Source organism: Geothrix sp. SG200 (genome assembly GCF_022808935.1).
Lineage (GTDB): Bacteria > Acidobacteriota > Holophagae > Holophagales > Holophagaceae > Geothrix > Geothrix alkalitolerans.
The window spans coordinates 256,955-273,725 of record NZ_JAKZFR010000004.1 but is presented as its reverse complement, the minus strand read 5'-3'; the positions used below and the strand labels follow the sequence as shown (position 1 = coordinate 273,725).

Sequence of the window (16,771 nt, the reverse complement as noted above, 5' to 3'; positions counted from 1 at the left end):
GCCTCCAGAATCCCACAGGAGCCGTGGGTATAGGATGGTCGCCATGACGCCCCTCGCCGCCGACCTCCTCCCGCTGTTCCAGCGTGACCTGCGCTGCCTCGTCCGCGAAGTGGAGATGTTCCCCGATGATGTGGTGCTCTGGCGCACGGTGCCGGGCATCGCCAACAGCGCCGGGAACCTGGCCCTGCACGTGGCGGGCAACCTCCAGCACTTCGTCGGCGCCGTGCTGGGCGCCACGGGCTACGTGCGCCAGCGGGAACGGGAGTTCGCCCAGCGGGAAGGCACGCGGGCCGAAGTCGCCGCGGGGCTGGAAGCCGCCATCGCCGCCGTGGAGGCGGGCCTGGCGGCCCAGACGGACGCCTCCCTCCAGGCGCCCTTCCCCACCCCCATCGGAGGGCACCAGGTGTCCACCCGGCGCTTCCTCCTGCACCTGGAGGCCCACCTCGCCTTCCATCTCGGCCAGGTCGGATACCTGCGCCGGGTGCTCACGGGGGATGCCGCCAGCGCCGGCGGCATGGCCATCCAGGACCTCGCGGAGCCTTGAGCCATCCTGGAAGCCGGCGGAGAATCGGGCATGATGCCTGAAGGAGGGTCCATGTCCCTGAATGGTTCCGTCGCGCTGGTCACCGGCGCCAGCCGCGGCATCGGGGCCGCCGTGGCCAAGGCGCTCGCGGCCCAGGGCGCCGCGGTGGCCGTGAACTACTTCGGCTCGGAGGCCGCCGCGAAGGCCGTGGTGGCCGAGATCCAGGCCGGGGGAGGCCGGACCATGGCCGTGAAGGCCGATGCCCGCGACCGGGCCCAGGTGGAGGCCATGGCCGCGGCCGTGAAGGCAGAGCTGGGCCCCATCGGGATCCTGGTGCTCAACGCCGCCGTCGGCTTTCCCATGAAGGGGATCCTCGAGTACCCCTGGGAGGCCTTCGAGGCCAAGGTGCTGGGCGAGATGGGGGCGGCCTTCCACGGCTGCCGGGCGGTGGTGCCCCAGATGCTGGAGCGGAAGAAGGGCGCCATCATCGCCATCACCAGCGGCCTCGCCCGCAATCCCGGCTGGGGGTTCTCCGCCCACAGCGCGGCCAAGGCGGGCCTCGAAGGCTTCGTGCGGGCGCTGGCCTTCGAGCTCGGCCCCATGGGCATCCGCGTGAACGCCGTGGCACCCGGCCTCACGCTCACGGACGCCACGGCGGACCTGCCGGAGAAGCACAAGCAGGCGGCGGCGGAGCACACGCCCCTGCGGCGCAACGGGCTGGCCCAGGACGTGGCCGAGGCCGTCGTCGGCCTGCTGCAGGCCGGCTTCGTCACCGGCGCCACCCTCCCCGTGAACGGCGGCGGGCACACCTTCTAGGAGCATTCATGGCGGCGCTTCGCACCGGTCTCGTCCTCGGCATCCTGGTGGTGCTCTGGACCTTCGTCATGGGCTTCACGGGCTGGTACCGCCATCCCAGCCTGTTCTTCCTACTCTGGCTGGCCATCCCCCTGCAGATCGGCATCCTGATCCTGGCCCTCCGCCGCACCGCCTCGAGCCAGGGCTACCTGCGCCAGGTGCAGGACGGCGTGGGGGCCACCCTCATCGCCTCCGCCGTCATCTTCGTGGGCAGCCTTCTCTTCACCCTGGTGGTGTTCCCCAGCTACTTCGCCGAGATGGAGGCCCTGGGCCGCCTGAAGATGGTCCAACAGGGCTTCACCCCCGATCAGATCGAGGCGGTGATGAAGGCCAAGGGCCCCATGCAGACCTCCCTGGGCCGGGCCTTCTCCTGGGCCCTGGGCACCTGGATCACGGGCCTGGTCACGTCCCTGGCGGCCGCGGTGAAGTATCACCGGCGCAGGCCGTCGGCGGCCATGCCGCCTGCGGAGGCTCCTCCTCACGAGGAAGATCCCACCACGGGTGCGTAGGGACTGTCGGCGGGCCTGCCTCAGCGCTCCTGCCTCAGCGCCGCGGCGAGGGAGACCGGGTGGGCCGCGCCGGCGATGACGTCGTCCACGCAGCGCAGGACCAGACCCGAGCGCAGGGGCGCGGCAGCCAGCTCGTCGCGGGTGAGCCAGCGGCAGCCCAGGATGTCCGGATCCTCCGGGGCCGCCTCCGCGTCTTCGGGCACGCTGCCCCGGAAGCAGATGCGGCAGTAGTCCTTCCCATTCCGCGCCAGGAGCTGGTAGATGCCCACGAAGGCCTCCGGCGTGAAGGCCAGGCCCGTCTCCTCGCGCACCTCGCGGCGCACGGCGTCGAGAAGGCCCTCGCCGGGCTCCACGTGCCCCGCGGGCTGGTTGAAGACACGCTCAGGCGAGCCGTCCGTCTCCTCGACCACGAGGAAGCGGCCGTTCCGCTCGATGACGGCGGCGACGGTGAGGGCCCACATCAGGCCGCCAGGAACAAGTAGAAGCCGTTGATGAAGTAGACGATTCCCACCACGCCCACCAGCAGGCCCAGGTAGTAGACGGGCTTCTGCTTGAGCAGGGCGGCGATGGAGGAGAGCAGGATGCCGATCTGGAGGAAGATCACCGCCAGGCCGAAGGCCGCGCCGTGCCGCTGGGCCTCGGTCTTGACCTCCTCGAAGCGGCGGGCCTCCTTCTGGATCTCGGCCTTCTCCCCGTCGTACTTCGTCACCTTCTTCTCCACGTCGGCAAGGCTCTTCTCCAGGGTGGGCACGGCCGTCTTCGGCGCCAGCTCCAGCTCCCGGCGCAGGCGCATGGCCTCCAGCTCGTAGAGGTTCCCCTTGATGCCCTTGGCCTGGTAGTAGGCCCACTGATCCGAGGCCTGGCTCTGGCTCAGCACGGCCCGGGTGGAGTGGCCGCCGCCTTTGAAGGTTGCCAAGGTGGCGCAGACCGCGAGGATCACGGTCGTCAGGGCCAGCAGGTTCAGCCAGGGTTCTTTCTTGTCGTCGCTCATGGGTCTCCGCCGCAATTGGCACCAGCCATTCTACGGAAAAAGGCCCCGTTGCTTGAACCGGCGGGACTTGAGCCTATCGTGAAGGATTGGAGTCCTCCGGGATGTGCGCCGAATGTCGCAGTCCTCCTCCGATCCGACCAGGATCCGCCGCCCTTCACCGGGGGCGGGCTCGGCGCGTCCGTCCCCACGTTCCCAAGCAAAGCCTAGGAGGCTCCCATGCTGCACCGCACCGCGCTTTGCATCGGGATCAACCAGTACCAGAACTTCCCCGCGGCCAACCTGAACGGGTGCGTGAACGACGCCCACGACATGGCTTCGCTGCTGAAGGATCTGCTGGGCTTCGAGGATTCCGATATCACCCAGTTGACGGACCAAGCCGCCACCAAGGCCAACATCATGCGCGAGCTGCGACGCATGGTGGAAGGCGCCTTGGCCGGCCGCTACAACCACCTGGTCTTCACGTTCTCGGGGCACGGCACCCAGGTGCCGGACCTGAACCTCGATGAGTTCGACCGGGCCGACGAGGCCTTCTGCCCCCATGACCTGGCCCAGAGCGGCCCCCAGTGGGACCGCGACCACCTCATCGTGGACGACGAGCTTCACGACCTGTTCGTGCAGCTTCCCCAGAGCGTGATCCTGGAAATCCTCCTCGACACCTGCCACAGCGGCGCGGGTCTTCGGGCGGCGGACCTGCTCATGGACCGCAAGCCCCGCTACCTGCCGCCGCCCTCGATCGAGGCCTTCCGCGACATCGAGTACCGCCGGGCCCGCCCTGGGCACCTCAAGCTGCTGGAGAAGGGCCTGTCGCACCACATCCTCTGGACCGCCTGCAAGGAGAGCCAGACCGCCGCGGACGCCTTCATGCAGGGCGACTGGCACGGCGCCTTCAGCTGGCACTTCTGCCGCGAGGCGAGGGCCAGCGGCAATCACCTCACCCGGGCCAAGGTGCTGGCGAAGATCCGTTCCGACCTCAGCGCCGCCCACTTCACCCAGACACCCCAGCTCGACTGCGAAGCCGTCACCCGCCATGCGGTGATGAAGGCGGTGGAGGTTCCCCCCAACCTGGCACCGCTGCCGACCGAGATGCCGACCTGACGGGGCTTTCGCCCGAAACGAACAGGGCGCCGCAAGGCGCCCTGTTCCTTGAAACGCGAAGCGTCTCAGCCTAGTAGCGGTAGTGGTCGGCCTTGTAGGGCCCTTCCACCGGCACGCCGATGTACTTGGCCTGGTCGGGGCGCAGGGCCGTGAGCTTCGCGTTCAGGGTCACCAGCTGGAGCCGCGCCACCTGCTCGTCCAGGTGCTTGGGCAGGGTGTAGACGCCGACCTGGTACTCGCCCTTCTTCGTCCACAGCTCGATCTGGGCCAGGGTCTGATTGGCGAAGGAGGAGCTCATCACGTAGCTGGGGTGGCCGGTGCCGCAGCCCAGGTTCACCAGGCGGCCCTTGGCCAGCAGGATGATGCGCTTGTTGTCGGGGAAGATCACGTGGTCCACCTGGGGCTTGATCTCCTCCCAGGCGTACGTCTCGAGGCTGGCGACATCAATCTCGCTGTCGAAGTGGCCGATGTTGCACACGATGGCATTGTGCTTCATCCGCTTCATGTGGTCGTGGGTGATCACATGGAAGTTGCCGGTGCAGGTGACGAAGATGTCGGCCTGCTCGCAGGCCTCCTCCATGGTCACCACGCGGTAGCCCTCCATGGCGGCCTGCAGGGCGCAGATGGGATCGATCTCGGTCACCCACACCTGGGCGCTGAGTGCACGGAGCGCTTGGGCGCTGCCCTTGCCCACATCGCCGTAGCCGCAGACAACGGCGATCTTGCCGGCGACCATGACGTCCGTGGCGCGCTTGATGGCGTCCACCAGGGACTCGCGGCAGCCGTAGAGGTTGTCGAACTTGCTCTTGGTGACGCTGTCGTTGACGTTGATGGCGGGGAACTTCAGCTCGCCCTTCTTGGCCATCTCGTAGAGGCGGTGGACGCCCGTGGTGGTCTCCTCCGTCACGCCCTGGACCTTGGCCAGCTGGGTGGAGTACCAGGTCGGCCGCTCGGCCAGCCGCTTCCGGATGGACGCGAAGAGCACGGTGGCCTCCTCGCTGTCGGGATGATCGAGGACGTGGATATCCTGCTCGGCCCGCGCGCCCAGGTGCAGCAGCAGGGTGGCGTCGCCGCCGTCGTCCAGGATCATGTTGGCGCCGCCCTCAAAGTCGAAGATGCGGTGCGTGTACTCCCAGTACTGGGCCAGGGTCTCGCCCTTGACGGCGAAGACCGGCGTGCCCTCCGCGGCGATGGCGGCGGCGGCGTGGTCCTGGGTGCTGAAGATGTTGCAGCTGGCCCAGCGCACCTCGGCACCGAGCGCCTTCAGCGTCTCGATGAGCACGGCGGTCTGGATGGTCATGTGCAGCGAGCCGGCGATGCGCGCGCCCTTCAGCGGCTGCTGCGCGGCGTACTGGCGCCGGATGGCCATGAGGGCGGGCATCTCGCCCTCGGCGATGGCGATCTCCTTGCGGCCCCAGGCGGCAAGGGCGAGATCGGCGACGATGAAATCGGTGGTGGCGACGGTCATGGGACCTCCACGAAGGGCCGGATCGACAGGAGGGTGCGTCCACCCCATCGCCCCGGTTCAGGGTTGAGGTGAGCGCCGTTCCTGGAAGGATGGGTCCGAGCCTGAGATCCCGCACAGCCGATCTGCCGGGTCCTGCAGCGCTCCTCGGACCCTTCCAGGATAGCGGTGGCGACAGGGATGAGGTGGGTGGGAATGGGCTCGTGATTCAAAACTGTCACCACGTAAAATTTCTTCGTAATTTTTTAATCAAATTTAAAATTTGAAATAATTTATTTTAATTGTTTATTTATAAATTTTGTCATTTTTTAATTACAATATTTTTCAAAATAAAATACTTTAGCCAATTATTATCAACACTTAACAACTGGCACAAACCTCGAACTGACATGGCTGCCTGAAAGGAGGCAACCATGTCCAACCCCCTCACTTCCCTGGCCCTGGCGCTCGCCCTGGCCCTTCCCCTCTCCGCCGCGGCCGGCCGCGCGCCCCGGGCCCCCCAGCGGCCCGTGAACCTCAACACGGCCACCGTCACCGAGCTCATGCAGCTGCCCCGCGTCGGCCAGAAGACCGCCGAGCGCATCGTGGCCTTCCGCAAGCAGCACGGCGGCTTCCAGCGCCCGGAAGAGCTCATGAACGTCAAGGGCATCGGCGAGAAGTCCTACGCCAAGCTCAAGCCCTACCTGGCCACCGCCGCGCCGCGTCCCGCGGCTTCCGCGAAGTAGGGGGCCGACCATGCTCCAGCGCCGTCGCCGCTCGCAGCAGGGGACCTCCCTGCTGGATGTCACCGTCTCCATGGCCGTGGCCGCCGCCATGACCGTGGTGTGCCTGGCCCAGTGGGACACCGGCAGCGCCGAGCTCGCCGTGGCCCACCACGAGATCCGCGGCAGCCTGGAGCAGGCCTTCAGCCTCGCCCGGGCCCGGGGTTCCAACGTCACCGTGGCCCTGGGCCGGGCCGGCGGCGCGGGAGAGCACCTGCGGGTGGAGCTTCCCCGGGGGATCCGGTGGGGCAAGCCCCGCGCCATCCCCCTGCCACCGGACATGGATCCCCCCAGCGTGGCCACCCTCACCGGCGAGGCCCACCCCATCCTCACGGTCACGCCGCGCCACACGGCCCTGGCCAGCACCTGGTTCCTGAACGACGGCCAGGAGGCGCTCTGCATGCGCCTTTCCGGCCAAGGAAAGCTCCAGGTGCTGCGCTGGCGCCAGGATCGCCGGAAGTGGGTGAGGGCCTGATGCGCATCCACTTCGCCGCTTGCGCGGCTCAGACCTCTCCTTCATGTCTCCGGACTGACCTGTCGTCCCGTCCTCCAGTCGCCTAGGGGCAACCTTATGCGCATCCTCGACCTCTCCCCCGACCAGCGTCCCCGGGAGCGCCTGCTCGCCGGCCACGGCGAAACCCTCTCGGACGCGGACCTCCTGGCCCTGATCTGGGGCACGGGACTCCGGGGCCACAGCGCCGTGGAACTGGCCCAGGTGGTGCTCGGCCGCACCGGCGGCCTGGCGGGCCTCCTGGCTCTGGGGCTGAACGACTGGCTGGAGCAGCCGGGCCTCGGCCCCGCCAAGGCGGGCCAGCTCTGGGCCGCCCTGGAGCTCTCCCGGCGCGCCCAGCGCGGCTCCGACCGTCCCCGCATCACCAGCCCCCGCGCCGCCGGCAGCTACCTGCTGCCCCGCTGCCAGGGCTGGACGGAGGAGCGCTTCGGCCTCCTGGCCCTCAACGCCAAGGGCGACCTCTTGGCCGAGCGCATCCTCAGCCAGGGCACGGCCACCGCCACCCTCATCAGCCCCCGCGAGTTCTTCCGCGAGGCCCTGCGCTACGGCGCCAGCACCGCCCTGGCCTTCCACAACCACCCCAGCGGCGACCCCTCGCCAAGCCGCGAGGACATCCAGCTCACCCGGCGTCTCCAGGCCGCGGGCGAATCCCTGGGCGTGCCCCTGGCCGACCACCTCATCCTCGGCCACGAGCGCTACCACAGCTTCCGGGCGGCCGAAGGGTGGGACCAGCGAGGGTAAGCCTCAGGGCTTGAACGGCTCCTTCAGCGGCTTGCCGCAAGCGAGGTCGGCCAGGGTCTCGATGAGCACGTGGGCGCCGCGGTGCAGATCCTCGATGGGCACCTGCTCGTCCACGTCGTGCCCCGGATAGGGCCGGCCGGGAAACCACATGCCGAAGGCGATGGCGTGGGGCATGCGCTTGGCGTAGGTGCCGCCCCCGGAGATGGCCGGTCCATCGGCCCTCCCGGTGGCGCGCCCGTAGTCGGCCATGAGGCGCTTCACCAGCCGGGACTGGGGGTCGAAGGCCAATGGGGTATCTCCGAAGAAGCCTCCGAAGCTCAAGGTCGCCTGCCGGGCGGCCGCGAACTCGGCGACCACCTGCCGGAGGTGCGCCTCCAGCGCGGGCCCGTAGCGCTTCGGCGTCGCGCGGATGTTGAGGGTGAGCTTCAGACCGCCGTCGGCCTCCGGCTTGAGGGTGGCCACGTTCACCGCGCACCGGCCCCAGAGCGGTCCGGATTCCGTGAGCCCCAGCCCGGTCCCGTACAGGTCCCTGCCCGCCTGCCGCGCGAAGGCCAGGAGGTCGTCCGCCCCGCCTGGCGGCAGCTCGCCGTCCAGCAGCCGCGCCAGGGCCACGAGCGCGTTGCGGCCCCCTTCCAGGTTGATGCCGCCATGGGCGGCCTTCCCCTGGATCGTGATGGTCAGCGCAGCCCCGGCCCCCTCCGGCGCAAGGTTGAAGACCACCCGGCATCCGGGGTCCAGCGGACGGCGCTCCAGACGATGCCGGAGGGCGACCAGGGGGTCTTTCCCGGCAGGGGAGGCCAGACGGATCACCGCCAGATCGGGGACGATGCTCGTGGCCAGGCCCGCTTCCAGGGCCGCCACGGCCCAGGGACGGTCCGCCGTGGGAGCGGTCGGCCGCTGGGTCGCGAGGGTGAGTGCGTTCCAGGCCTTCTCGCCCACGACCACGGGGAAGGCGGAGTCGAGCACGAGGCTGAAGTCCGGCGGCCGGTTCGCCTTCAGGTAGTCCGTGATGTCGGTGTTGGTGCTCTCCTCATCGCTTCCCACCAGGAGGCGGATGGTGCTGGTCCGGGCGGGGCCGGCCTCCCTCAGGGCCTTCATGGCCAGGAGGGCCTGGATCATCGGGCCCTTGTCGTCCGCGGCCCCGCGGCCGAGGACCCGCCCATCCTTCACGGTCCCCGAGAAGGGCGGGATGCTCCAGTGGTCGTCCACGGGCTGCACATCGCCATGGACGAGGAGACCGAGCACCGGCGCCCCGACCCGCCCGCCTGTGGCCGGCAGGTCCACCTCCATCACCTTGCCCGCGTCCCGCACCTCGAAGCCAAGGTCTCTGGCGAGCTGCTGGATCCAGGTCTTCTGGTCCGCCCAGGCCTTCGTGTTTCCGGCGACCGTGGGGAAGCGGATCACCTCGGACAGCAGGGGCACCATGCGGAGCGCCAGGTGGCGGTCGTAGTGGTCGTGGACCGACCATGTCGGCTGGGCCGGCTGGGCCGGCTGGGCCGCCCACAGGAGAGAAGGGATCATCAAGGCAAGCAGCATCCGCACCACAACCTCCGCACCGCTGGTCCCCGACTATACGTGTGCAGACAGAAATTCCGGCCAGGATTGACGGAATGACAGGTTCCGCCTCCCCGAACCGAATCGAGGCCGGCGATTCAGTGACTTCGAATCCCATTCCCGCCGCATGTACATGAAGGCGCCCCGCGACGCGGGGCGCTGATGTGGCGGAGGGAGCAAGATTCCCTTCGGGGCCACCGCTACGCGGCGTCCCCTCCAGCCGCACGAATCGCTGGCACGCCTCTTGACGGCCCCAACAGCCCCCCAGGCTGTTGGGACCTGCGGCTACCTGCCAGCGATTCAGTGACTTCGAATCCCGCTCCCACCGCACTTACATGAAGGCGCCCCGCGACGCGGGGCGCTGATGTGGCGGAGGGAGCGAGATTCGAACTCGCGGTGAGCTCACACCCACGACGGTTTTCAAGACCGTTGCCTTAAACCGCTCGGCCATCCCTCCATGCCTCCATCTTGAAGGCTGGGCGCGGCCCCGGGCAAGAAGCCTTGTGCCGAACCGCCCCCAACGGTAATCTGGAGGGCCTTGGAGAGATGCCGGAGTGGCCGATCGGGCTCGCCTGCTAAGCGAGTGTATTGGGTAAACCAGTACCGGGGGTTCGAATCCCCCTCTCTCCGCCACCAAAGCCGCCGAATGGCGGCTTTGCTTTTGCGAAGAGCGGGGGATTCGAAATCACAGAATCGCCGGCTCTCGTTCTGGCTCGGGGAGACAGCCCGGGGGGGGCTGTCGGACCCGGGACAGAGAGCCGAGCGATTCGTGCGGCTGGAGGGGACGCCGCGCCGCGGCGGCCCCGGAGGGTATCCCCCTCTCTCCGCCACCAAAGCCGCCGAATGGCGGCTTTGCTTTTGCGGAGAGCGAGGGATTCGAAATCACAGAATCGCCGGCTCTCGTTCTGGCTCGGGGAGACAGCCCGGGGGGCTGTCGGACCCGGGACAGAGAGATGTGCGATTCGTGCGGTCGGAGGGGACGACCAGACTTCCACCACGCAAGCGCCCTGAATGCACGGGGCGCCTTGTCGCGGGGAGAACGCTTGCGGCGAAGAAGACTCGTTTGACATCACTAAAAACACTTTGACCTTCAAGGGTTGAATCAAGAAAAAACAGGATCCAATCCCGGCCATCCGCCGTACCATGGATGGTCGAATCCACCCCCGTGCCCCTGAAGGGGATGGCGAACGCGCTGAATCGATCTTGCTCAAGGCGTCTTCCTGGTTCCCCTGCCGGCCTCATCTGGCTGGGGCGAGAAAGGAGGAAGCGATGCTGGACACGCTTCGGTACCGGGGCCTCAACGGGGCCCGCGCCATCCGGCGCTGGGCCGTTCCCTACGTCGGGTCGCGGCTGCGGCCGGACGACTTCCGGCCCCTGCTCTGCTATCTCTTCACCGACTGGAAGTGCAACGTGGATTGCCACTACTGCTTCCAGTACGACAACCACCGGCCGGGCATGTCCCTCGAGACGGCACGCTCCGCCATCGACTGGCTGAAGACGGTGGGCTGCCGGGTCCTCGCCATCATGGGCGGCGAACCCCTGGTGCGGAAGAACTTCATCCTGGACGTGATCCGCTACGGCGCCGAGAACGGGTTCTTCGTCTACCTGCCCACCAACGGCACCCTCATGGACCCGGCCTTTATTGACGCCGCGGGCCGGGCCGGCGTCACCGCCATCAACCTGGCGGTGGACGGCGTGGCGCCGCGGAAGGGGCTGCCGAAGGCGCTCCTGGCCATCGAGCCGCAGTTCCGCTACCTCGTGGCCCAGCAGAAGAAGCACGGCTACATCCTCTTCTTCAACATCAACATCTGCGGCCCGAATCTCCGCGACGTGCGGATGCTCACGGAGATCGCGCACCAGAACGGCATCGGCACCGACTACCACCTGCTGGAGGACCCGCAGGCCACGGTGGACACCGGGCACTACGCCCACCCGGACAACGATCTGCGCATCCGGCCCGAGCAGTACGAAGAGGTGGACGCGCTCCTGGACTGGCTCATCGAGAAGCAGGGCGAGGGCTGGTGCATGGTCAACGCGCCCGAGCACCTCCGGGCCATGAAGGACCGCCTGCGGGGCCGCATCGAGCCCTGGGACTGCCGCGCCGGCCGCAACGCCGCGCTCGTCAAGCCCGACGGATCCATCGCCCCGTGCTTCGACCTCATCACCCATCCCCGCGACTGGGGGCGCATCTGGGAGCCGGACTTCGATCCCGAGGCACTGCGGGCGGCCAAGGCGATCTGCCTCCCGCACTGCTCGTCCACCTGCTTCTACAACCTCGGTGCCTACTACAAGCTGCGCTCGCTTCCGACCTGGCTCGCCAAGCACGCCATGATGGGTTGAAGGGAGCCTCCGCCTTCAGCGCTCCGCCAGGGCCTTCAGGACCGCATCCCCTGGCCGCTCCCGGGCCAGCGCCTCCCAGAGGCTCCTCGCCTGCCCGGGGGGGCCGAACCGCGCCACCAGCGCAGCATAGACCACCCGTTCCTCGAAGGGCGCACCCGCCTTGGGGCGCAGCTGCTCCAGCTCGGCCCCGAGGCTGGGTTCCTCCTCCCGGAGCTCCCGCCCGGAAGGCGGCATCTGCTTCTCGCGCATCACCATCCCCGCCTGCGCAAGGTGCGTCAGCCGGACTGGCGTGCGGCCCCGCTGGAGGAGGGGGAGGTCCTTCGTCTCGGCGGGCCGGGCGCCCTCGGGCTGGCCCTGGGCGCTGAAGCGCACCTTGCAGGGGCCGACGAAGACGAACTGCTCGCCGGTGGCCATGCGGATGAGCACCAGCCGACCGCCCGGCCCCAGCGCGACGGTCCGCTGGGCGGGGATCTCCGCGGTGATCCCCAGGGCGCCGCCCCCCTCGACGGTGGCGGTCCCGGCGAGGTCGGCCACCATGGCCACCGCGGCCTGGGCCTGCAGGGACGCGGCGGCGACCGCCAGCAAGGGGGCGAGAAACCATGACGAAGGCCGGATCATGGGGTGGCTCCTGGGTTCGGAAGACTCCTCATCCTAGCGCTCCGGCCAGCCGAACACGGCCATCGGCGCCCGGCCCTTCAGGGGCTGCTCGCCCAGGGGAGTGAAGCCTGCGGCCTCCCCCAGCCTCGCCCGCACCGGCTCCGTCACCAGCAGGGGGAAGCCAGCCTCCTTGGTGAGCCCCTCCACGCGGGAGGCGGTGTTCACCACGTCGCCGATGGCCGTGTACTCGTGGCGGGAGGCCCCGCCCACGTGTCCGACGGCGGCCTCGCCGAAGTGGAGGCCGATGCCGATGCGCAGCGGCGCGCGCCCCTCGGCCGCCAGTTCCGCGTTCAGCTCGCCCAGGGAGGCCAGCATGGCCCGGGCGCAGCGGAAGGCGCTCTCGCAGGGGTTCTCCTGGGCGGCGGGGGCGCCGAAGAAGGCCATGATCCCGTCGCCGATGAACTTGTCCAGGGTGCCGCCGTGGGCGTGGATGGCCTCGGCCATGCGCTGGAAGTAGCGGTTGAGCAGGGCGATGACCGCCTCCGGCTCGAGGCCTTCACTGAGGGTGGTGAAGCCGCGGATATCGGAGAAGAGGACGCACAGCGCGCGCCGCTCGCCGCGGAGGCCCGGCTCCAGGCGGCCATCCAGGATCTCGGAAAGGATGGCGGGGCTGACGTAGCCCCCGAAGACGGCGCGCAGGCGGCGGCGCTCCCGAAGCCGGGACAGGGCCTCCTCGCCGGCCCGGGCCGCGAATCCCGCCACCAGGCCGCCGGCCGGCCACGACAAGCCCAGGAACCAACCCCGCGCCTGGAGGACCAGGATGCCGAGGGCGCCCAGCCCCAGCGCCGCGAGGAGCCCCAGGCTTCCCGCCCGGGGCCGACCGCCCAGGACCCAGCCCAGGCCCAGACAGCCCCCGGCCAGGAGGGCGCCGAGGCCCGACGGCACTTCCCGCAGGGGACCGCGCCCCAGGAGGTTGCGGAGGGCCTGGACGTGCAGGAGCACCCCCGGCGCGAAGCGGCCGGTCTCCTCGCCCCAGCCGTTGAGGTCCACCGCCTGCCGGTGCCGGTCCACAAAGGGGAACACACTGCCGAGCAGCACCACTTTGCCATGGAAGGCAGCCTGCAAAGCGGCGGCATTCCCCTCGCGCTGCCAGGCCACCACCTGGTGGAAGGGAACGTAGGGCACGGGCGCCGCGCCGCGGTAGTCCAGCCAGCCCTCCCGCACGGGCCGGCCCAGGGCGCGCGCCAGGGTTCCCGCGAGGGTGGGCAGGGCCTCGGCCGAGCCGCCCACGTGCTCCGTGAACCGGCGCACAGTGGCATCCGGATCCACCTCCCAGAGCACGAAGGCCGTGCCGCCCTCGCCGGCCGCCGCCTGGAAGGGGCCGTGGATGGGCCTGGGGCGGCCCGCCCCATCCACCGTGAGGCCCAGCACCAGGGGACAGGTCCGGCGCAGGCGCAGGATGCCGCGCACCAGGGCCGCGTCTCCGCCCGGCGCCACGGTGTCGAAGCTGCGCATGGGCAGGCTGAGGTCCAGTCCCACCGCACGGGGTTCAGCCCGGGCCAGGCCCTCCATGGCGGCGCCGAGGTGCCGGTGCCACAGCGCCATGGGTTCGGGGAAGGCCTGCTCGCTCACCTCGTCGAATCCGATCAGGGCGACGGGTGCCTCCGCGGCTCCGTGGGACCGCAGCAGGCGGGAAGCCCCGTCGTACCAGGCGCGGTCCACGGCGCCGCCCGCCAGCCAAAGGAGCGCGGCCAGCAGCAGGCCGAGAGGAAGGGCGCGGCGCAGGAAGTGGGACATGGGTCGGGTCTCCCCGTAGCGTCGCACACTCCGGCGCAGGGCGCTCTGTCTCTGTCGGTCAGGTCCTCGGCTTGTGGGTGTGCACCTTCGCGAACATCGCATCGGTCATGGGGGAGACCTTCTTCTTGCCGTGGCAGGTGGCGCACTGGGCCTTGTCCGGCATGATCAGGCCGGCCTTCTTCGCGGCGGCGGGATCCTTCATGACCCGGATGCCCTTGTACTCGCTGCCCGGGCCGTGGCAGCCTTCGCAGTCCAGTACGGGCTTCGTCTTGGCGTGCGCCGAGGCGCTCCAGGACTCGAACTGGACCTTGTGGCACATCTTGCAGGCCGCGGCGCCGATGCGGGTCGGAGCCGCGCTCGAGATCGCGCACGCGATGAGGGCCACCACCACAGGACGGATCAGCACCATGGCTTCCTCCTTGGAAGAGGCCTCCAGGCTACGCGCGCGCGGCGGACACTTCATCCAACCCGAAGGTCAAGATTGGAAACCCGCGGTCAGGGCGTGTGGAAGCGGTGGTGGTGCAGGGGTGGAATGCCGTCATGCAGGCACGGACCGCGGGCCGACATCGGCGGGGAGAACCAGCGCCCGGTGGCGGGGCGGGCCCGGGGATCCTGGGCCTGGTTCATGGACCAGCGCGAGGCGCGCTCCTCCCCGTCGAGGCGGAACCGGGCCCGCACGGACCACAGATACTCCGTGGCCGGAGCCAGGGCGGCTTCGAGGCCGTGCTCCACGAAGGCCTTATCCACCGGCGGCGGCGGCAGCTCACCTTCGGAAGGAGGCGTGGCCCCCACCGGATCCCGGCGGGCTTCCAGCCGCAATCCGGTCCGCTCGTAGACCAGCGGGCCCGGACCGCCTCCCACGGAGGCCCAGATCCGGAGGTCATATCGGACGTCGGTGATGCGCCCGAACAGGCCGCCGACATCGTGTTCGAGGTCCTCGCGGCGGGGGAAGGCCTCCCACTGCAGGACGGGGCGGAGGCTTTCGACCTGGGGCGAGGCCCCGCCGGAGGGGAGGAACGTCAGGGGGAGGACTGGCCGGGGCTGGCGGGGCAGCAGCCCGCAGGTCGCGGGGCCCAGCTCCTTCAAGATGAAGAAGTCCTGGACCAGGAAGGCGGAATCGGCGATGGCCTCGGCCGCCGAGTCCAGCGTGGCGTCCACGGCCTCCTGCAGCGGCTTCCCGTCCTCGGTGCCCCATTCCTGGAGGGGACGCCGGGGCCCGCCGACAGAGAACCGCCGGGCCAGCAGGAGGGTCCCCTTCGAATCCAGCACCCGGTAGAGGACCGTCAGCTCGAAATCGGCCACGGGATGAGAGCCTGCTCCGCCGTACAGACCCCAGGAGAGGGCCGAGACCTCCACCCGAAGGTCCGGCGCGGCGCCGGAGGCGGCCAGGACCTTCCCCGTCCCGGGCAGGCGCTGGACCACCCGCTTCGCCAGCTCGGCCGACAGATCGGTCTGATTGCGCACCAGGACCGCTTTCGCCGTCGCCGCGTCCTTGGTGGGCATGCCGTGGGCGTAGCCCACCGCCGCCCCGCTCGCGCCGCCGATCACGGTCGCCGCGGGCACGAGGATGGGGGCGAGGATGACGAAGAAGGGGCCGGTCTGCAGGGAGGCCAGGAAGCCGGCCGTGGCTCCGGTGGCGGCCCCCGAGGCAGCCCCCTTCCCCGCCGCGCGCCCTTTGCCGATTTCGCCCCCGAGCTGGGCCTGGGTGCCGGGCTCCGGCGGCACCGGCACCACTGCCACGGCGACGGTTCCTCGCCGGACCGGCTCGGGCACGGCGGGCGTGTAGGCCAGGGGATGCGGGGTTGCGCAGCCCCAGGCCAGTACGGCAAGGAGACCCGCGGAGAGGCGGACTCTCCAGGCGGGTCTCCCGCTGCGGACGGTGGGCATGGCCCCCTCCGGAATGTCTGTCCGGATTATCCGACGATCTTCTTCATCCAGCCATGGGTGTCCGGGATGAGCCCGTGCTGGAGGTTGAGGAGGGACTCGCGCAGCTTGGCGGCCACGGGTCCGGTCTCGCCGTTGTTCACGAGCCACTCGCCCCTGCGGGACTTCACGCGGCCCACGGGCGTGATGACGGCGGCGGTGCCGCAGGCGAAGGTCTCGGTCATGCGGCCTTCGGCGACGGCGGCCTTCCACTCCGCCACGCTGATCTTCCGCTCCTCCGACCGGTAGCCCAGCTCGCGGGCCAGCTGCAGCAGGCTGTCGCGGGTGATGCCGGGCAGCAGGGTGCCCGTGAGCTCCGGGGTGACCACCACGGTCTCGCCCTTCTCCTGGTAGACGAAGAAGATGTTCATGCCGCCCATCTCCTCGATGTACTCGCGGTGGATGGCGTCGAGCCACACCACCTGGTCGCAGCCCTCGCCCTTGGCCTGGCTCTGGGCCACGAGGCTGGCGGCGTAGTTGCCCGCGCACTTGGCGAAGCCGGTGCCGCCGGGCGCGGCGCGGACGTAGTCATCGGAGATCCACACGGTCACGGGCTTCACGCCGCCGGAGAAGTAGGCGCCGCTGGGGCTGGCCATGAGGATGAAGAGGTACTCGTTGCTGGCGTGGACGCCCAGGGCGGGCTCGGTGCCGATCATGAGCGGACGCATGTAGAGGCTCTCGCCCACGGCGCCGGGCACCCAGGCCTGGTCCTGGGTGATGAGGGCCCTGGCGGCCTCGAGGAAGCGCTCCTCGGGCAGCTCGGGCATGGCCAGGCGGGTGGCGGAGGTCGCGAAGCGGCGGGCGTTGGCCTCGGGGCGGAAGGAGGCGATGCTGCCGTCCTTCTGCTTGTAGGCCTTGAAGCCCTCGAAGATGGCCTGGCCGTAGTGCAGCACGGAGGAGGCGGGCGACATCTCGATGGGCCCGTAGGCCTTCAGCTCGCCCTTGCCCCAGCCCTGCCCTTCCTTGTAGGGGATCACCACCATGTGGTCGGTGAACACCTGGCCGAACCGGGGATTGGTCATGAGCTTGGCGCGCTGCTCGGGGCTGGCGGCGTGGTCCGAGGGGTGGATCTCGAGGGTGGAGGTGGACATCGCGGGATTCACAGGCGC

The 16,771-nt window shown here is 69.6% G+C and carries 17 protein-coding genes, 2 tRNA genes and 1 riboswitch; of the genes, 9 read left to right on the top strand and 10 right to left on the bottom strand.

Annotated elements, in window-relative coordinates:
• The first annotated feature begins 43 nt into the window (after positions 1-43).
• From ML539_RS10455 to ML539_RS10445, 3 genes are read left to right on the top strand one after another with little or no spacing between them, the layout of a single operon-like run.
• Positions 44-544, top strand: a complete 501-nt coding sequence (locus tag ML539_RS10455; RefSeq protein ID WP_243323488.1) for a DinB family protein — start codon at positions 44-46, stop codon at positions 542-544.
• Positions 545-595: 51 nt separating this feature from the next.
• Positions 596-1,339: an SDR family oxidoreductase gene (locus ML539_RS10450; RefSeq protein WP_243323486.1), complete on the top strand. Its 744-nt coding sequence runs from the start codon at positions 596-598 to the stop codon at positions 1,337-1,339.
• 8 nt (positions 1,340-1,347) lie between these two features.
• Positions 1,348-1,887 carry a DUF4199 domain-containing protein gene (locus ML539_RS10445; RefSeq protein ID WP_243323484.1) on the top strand — a complete coding sequence of 180 codons (540 nt, stop codon included), beginning with the start codon at positions 1,348-1,350 and terminating at the stop codon, positions 1,885-1,887.
• Between the two features lie 20 nt (positions 1,888-1,907).
• Here the strand turns inward: ML539_RS10445 and ML539_RS10440 are convergent, their stop codons facing one another.
• Both ML539_RS10440 and ML539_RS10435 read right to left on the bottom strand, forming a co-directional pair.
• The gene (locus ML539_RS10440; protein ID WP_243323483.1) at positions 1,908-2,348 is read right to left on the bottom strand and encodes an NUDIX hydrolase; all 441 of its coding nucleotides are present in this window, start codon (positions 2,346-2,348) and stop codon (positions 1,908-1,910) included.
• The gene (locus ML539_RS10435; protein WP_243323482.1) at positions 2,348-2,878 is read right to left on the bottom strand and encodes a DUF4337 domain-containing protein; all 531 of its coding nucleotides are present in this window, start codon (positions 2,876-2,878) and stop codon (positions 2,348-2,350) included. The genes ML539_RS10440 and ML539_RS10435 overlap by 1 nt, the downstream gene beginning before the upstream one ends.
• A 216-nt stretch (positions 2,879-3,094) precedes the next feature.
• Between ML539_RS10435 and ML539_RS10430 the strand changes: the two genes are divergently transcribed.
• Positions 3,095-3,973: a caspase family protein gene (locus tag ML539_RS10430; protein WP_243286996.1), complete on the top strand. Its 879-nt coding sequence runs from the start codon at positions 3,095-3,097 to the stop codon at positions 3,971-3,973.
• A gap of 70 nt (positions 3,974-4,043) precedes the next feature.
• On the opposite strand, the gene ahcY is transcribed toward ML539_RS10430, so the two are convergent.
• Positions 4,044-5,441 (bottom strand): adenosylhomocysteinase, encoded by a 1,398-nt coding sequence (gene ahcY, locus ML539_RS10425; protein ID WP_243323474.1) that lies wholly within the window; start codon positions 5,439-5,441, stop codon positions 4,044-4,046.
• A 63-nt stretch (positions 5,442-5,504) separates the two neighbouring features.
• Positions 5,505-5,593, bottom strand: a riboswitch (S-adenosyl-L-homocysteine riboswitch).
• 258 nt (positions 5,594-5,851) lie between these two features.
• Here ahcY and ML539_RS10420 point away from each other — a divergent pair.
• From ML539_RS10420 to radC, 3 genes are all read left to right on the top strand, one after another.
• Positions 5,852-6,163 carry a helix-hairpin-helix domain-containing protein gene (locus ML539_RS10420; RefSeq protein WP_243323472.1) on the top strand — a complete coding sequence of 104 codons (312 nt, stop codon included), beginning with the start codon at positions 5,852-5,854 and terminating at the stop codon, positions 6,161-6,163.
• A 10-nt stretch (positions 6,164-6,173) separates the two neighbouring features.
• Entirely contained in the window at positions 6,174-6,674 is a 501-nt protein-coding gene (locus ML539_RS10415; protein ID WP_243323462.1) for a hypothetical protein, read from the top strand.
• 96 nt (positions 6,675-6,770) lie between these two features.
• A complete protein-coding gene (radC, locus tag ML539_RS10410) occupies positions 6,771-7,451 on the top strand; it encodes a DNA repair protein RadC (RefSeq protein ID WP_243323445.1) in 681 nt (226 codons plus the stop codon).
• Positions 7,452-7,454: 3 nt separating this feature from the next.
• Here the strand turns inward: radC and ML539_RS10405 are convergent, their stop codons facing one another.
• Both ML539_RS10405 and ML539_RS10400 read right to left on the bottom strand, forming a co-directional pair.
• Positions 7,455-8,972 carry a Sapep family Mn(2+)-dependent dipeptidase gene (locus ML539_RS10405; protein WP_243323443.1) on the bottom strand — a complete coding sequence of 506 codons (1,518 nt, stop codon included), beginning with the start codon at positions 8,970-8,972 and terminating at the stop codon, positions 7,455-7,457.
• Between the two features lie 400 nt (positions 8,973-9,372).
• Positions 9,373-9,462: transfer RNA gene (locus ML539_RS10400), tRNA-Ser, on the bottom strand.
• Positions 9,463-9,545: 83 nt separating this feature from the next.
• On the opposite strand from ML539_RS10400, the gene ML539_RS10395 reads away from it, so the two are divergent.
• Both ML539_RS10395 and ML539_RS10390 read left to right on the top strand, forming a co-directional pair.
• Positions 9,546-9,638, top strand: a tRNA-Ser gene (locus tag ML539_RS10395).
• Positions 9,639-10,274: 636 nt separating this feature from the next.
• A complete protein-coding gene (locus ML539_RS10390) occupies positions 10,275-11,345 on the top strand; it encodes a radical SAM protein (protein WP_243323434.1) in 1,071 nt (356 codons plus the stop codon).
• 15 nt (positions 11,346-11,360) lie between these two features.
• Here the strand turns inward: ML539_RS10390 and ML539_RS10385 are convergent, their stop codons facing one another.
• The 5 genes from ML539_RS10385 to ML539_RS10365 form a co-directional block, all read right to left on the bottom strand.
• Entirely contained in the window at positions 11,361-11,963 is a 603-nt protein-coding gene (locus tag ML539_RS10385; protein ID WP_243323432.1) for a hypothetical protein, read from the bottom strand.
• Between the two features lie 33 nt (positions 11,964-11,996).
• Positions 11,997-13,739: an adenylate/guanylate cyclase domain-containing protein gene (locus ML539_RS10380; RefSeq protein WP_243323430.1), complete on the bottom strand. Its 1,743-nt coding sequence runs from the start codon at positions 13,737-13,739 to the stop codon at positions 11,997-11,999.
• Between the two features lie 58 nt (positions 13,740-13,797).
• Positions 13,798-14,148: a multiheme c-type cytochrome gene (locus ML539_RS10375; protein ID WP_243323428.1), complete on the bottom strand. Its 351-nt coding sequence runs from the start codon at positions 14,146-14,148 to the stop codon at positions 13,798-13,800.
• Positions 14,149-14,234: 86 nt separating this feature from the next.
• Positions 14,235-15,626: a hypothetical protein gene (locus ML539_RS10370; protein ID WP_243323425.1), complete on the bottom strand. Its 1,392-nt coding sequence runs from the start codon at positions 15,624-15,626 to the stop codon at positions 14,235-14,237.
• Between the two features lie 26 nt (positions 15,627-15,652).
• The gene (locus tag ML539_RS10365) at positions 15,653-16,753 is read right to left on the bottom strand and encodes a branched-chain amino acid aminotransferase (RefSeq protein WP_243323422.1); all 1,101 of its coding nucleotides are present in this window, start codon (positions 16,751-16,753) and stop codon (positions 15,653-15,655) included.
• Positions 16,754-16,771 lie beyond the last annotated feature (18 nt).

Excerpts from the sequence above, each read along its gene's own strand:
- ML539_RS10455 (WP_243323488.1), top strand. The coding sequence starts at position 44 with ATGACGCCCCTCGCCGCCGACCTCCTCCCGCTGTTCCAGCGTGACCTG.
- ML539_RS10450 (WP_243323486.1), top strand. The coding sequence starts at position 596 with ATGTCCCTGAATGGTTCCGTCGCGCTGGTCACCGGCGCCAGCCGCGGC.
- ML539_RS10445 (WP_243323484.1), top strand. The coding sequence starts at position 1,348 with ATGGCGGCGCTTCGCACCGGTCTCGTCCTCGGCATCCTGGTGGTGCTC.
- ML539_RS10440 (WP_243323483.1), bottom strand. The coding sequence starts at position 2,348 with ATGTGGGCCCTCACCGTCGCCGCCGTCATCGAGCGGAACGGCCGCTTC.
- ML539_RS10435 (WP_243323482.1), bottom strand. The coding sequence starts at position 2,878 with ATGAGCGACGACAAGAAAGAACCCTGGCTGAACCTGCTGGCCCTGACG.
- ML539_RS10430 (WP_243286996.1), top strand. The coding sequence starts at position 3,095 with ATGCTGCACCGCACCGCGCTTTGCATCGGGATCAACCAGTACCAGAAC.
- ahcY (WP_243323474.1), bottom strand. The coding sequence starts at position 5,441 with ATGACCGTCGCCACCACCGATTTCATCGTCGCCGATCTCGCCCTTGCC.
- ML539_RS10420 (WP_243323472.1), top strand. The coding sequence starts at position 5,852 with ATGTCCAACCCCCTCACTTCCCTGGCCCTGGCGCTCGCCCTGGCCCTT.
- ML539_RS10415 (WP_243323462.1), top strand. The coding sequence starts at position 6,174 with ATGCTCCAGCGCCGTCGCCGCTCGCAGCAGGGGACCTCCCTGCTGGAT.
- radC (WP_243323445.1), top strand. The coding sequence starts at position 6,771 with ATGCGCATCCTCGACCTCTCCCCCGACCAGCGTCCCCGGGAGCGCCTG.
- ML539_RS10405 (WP_243323443.1), bottom strand. The coding sequence starts at position 8,972 with ATGATCCCTTCTCTCCTGTGGGCGGCCCAGCCGGCCCAGCCGGCCCAG.
- ML539_RS10390 (WP_243323434.1), top strand. The coding sequence starts at position 10,275 with ATGCTGGACACGCTTCGGTACCGGGGCCTCAACGGGGCCCGCGCCATC.
- ML539_RS10385 (WP_243323432.1), bottom strand. The coding sequence starts at position 11,963 with ATGATCCGGCCTTCGTCATGGTTTCTCGCCCCCTTGCTGGCGGTCGCC.
- ML539_RS10380 (WP_243323430.1), bottom strand. The coding sequence starts at position 13,739 with ATGTCCCACTTCCTGCGCCGCGCCCTTCCTCTCGGCCTGCTGCTGGCC.
- ML539_RS10375 (WP_243323428.1), bottom strand. The coding sequence starts at position 14,148 with ATGGTGCTGATCCGTCCTGTGGTGGTGGCCCTCATCGCGTGCGCGATC.
- ML539_RS10370 (WP_243323425.1), bottom strand. The coding sequence starts at position 15,626 with ATGCCCACCGTCCGCAGCGGGAGACCCGCCTGGAGAGTCCGCCTCTCC.
- ML539_RS10365 (WP_243323422.1), bottom strand. The coding sequence starts at position 16,753 with ATGTCCACCTCCACCCTCGAGATCCACCCCTCGGACCACGCCGCCAGC.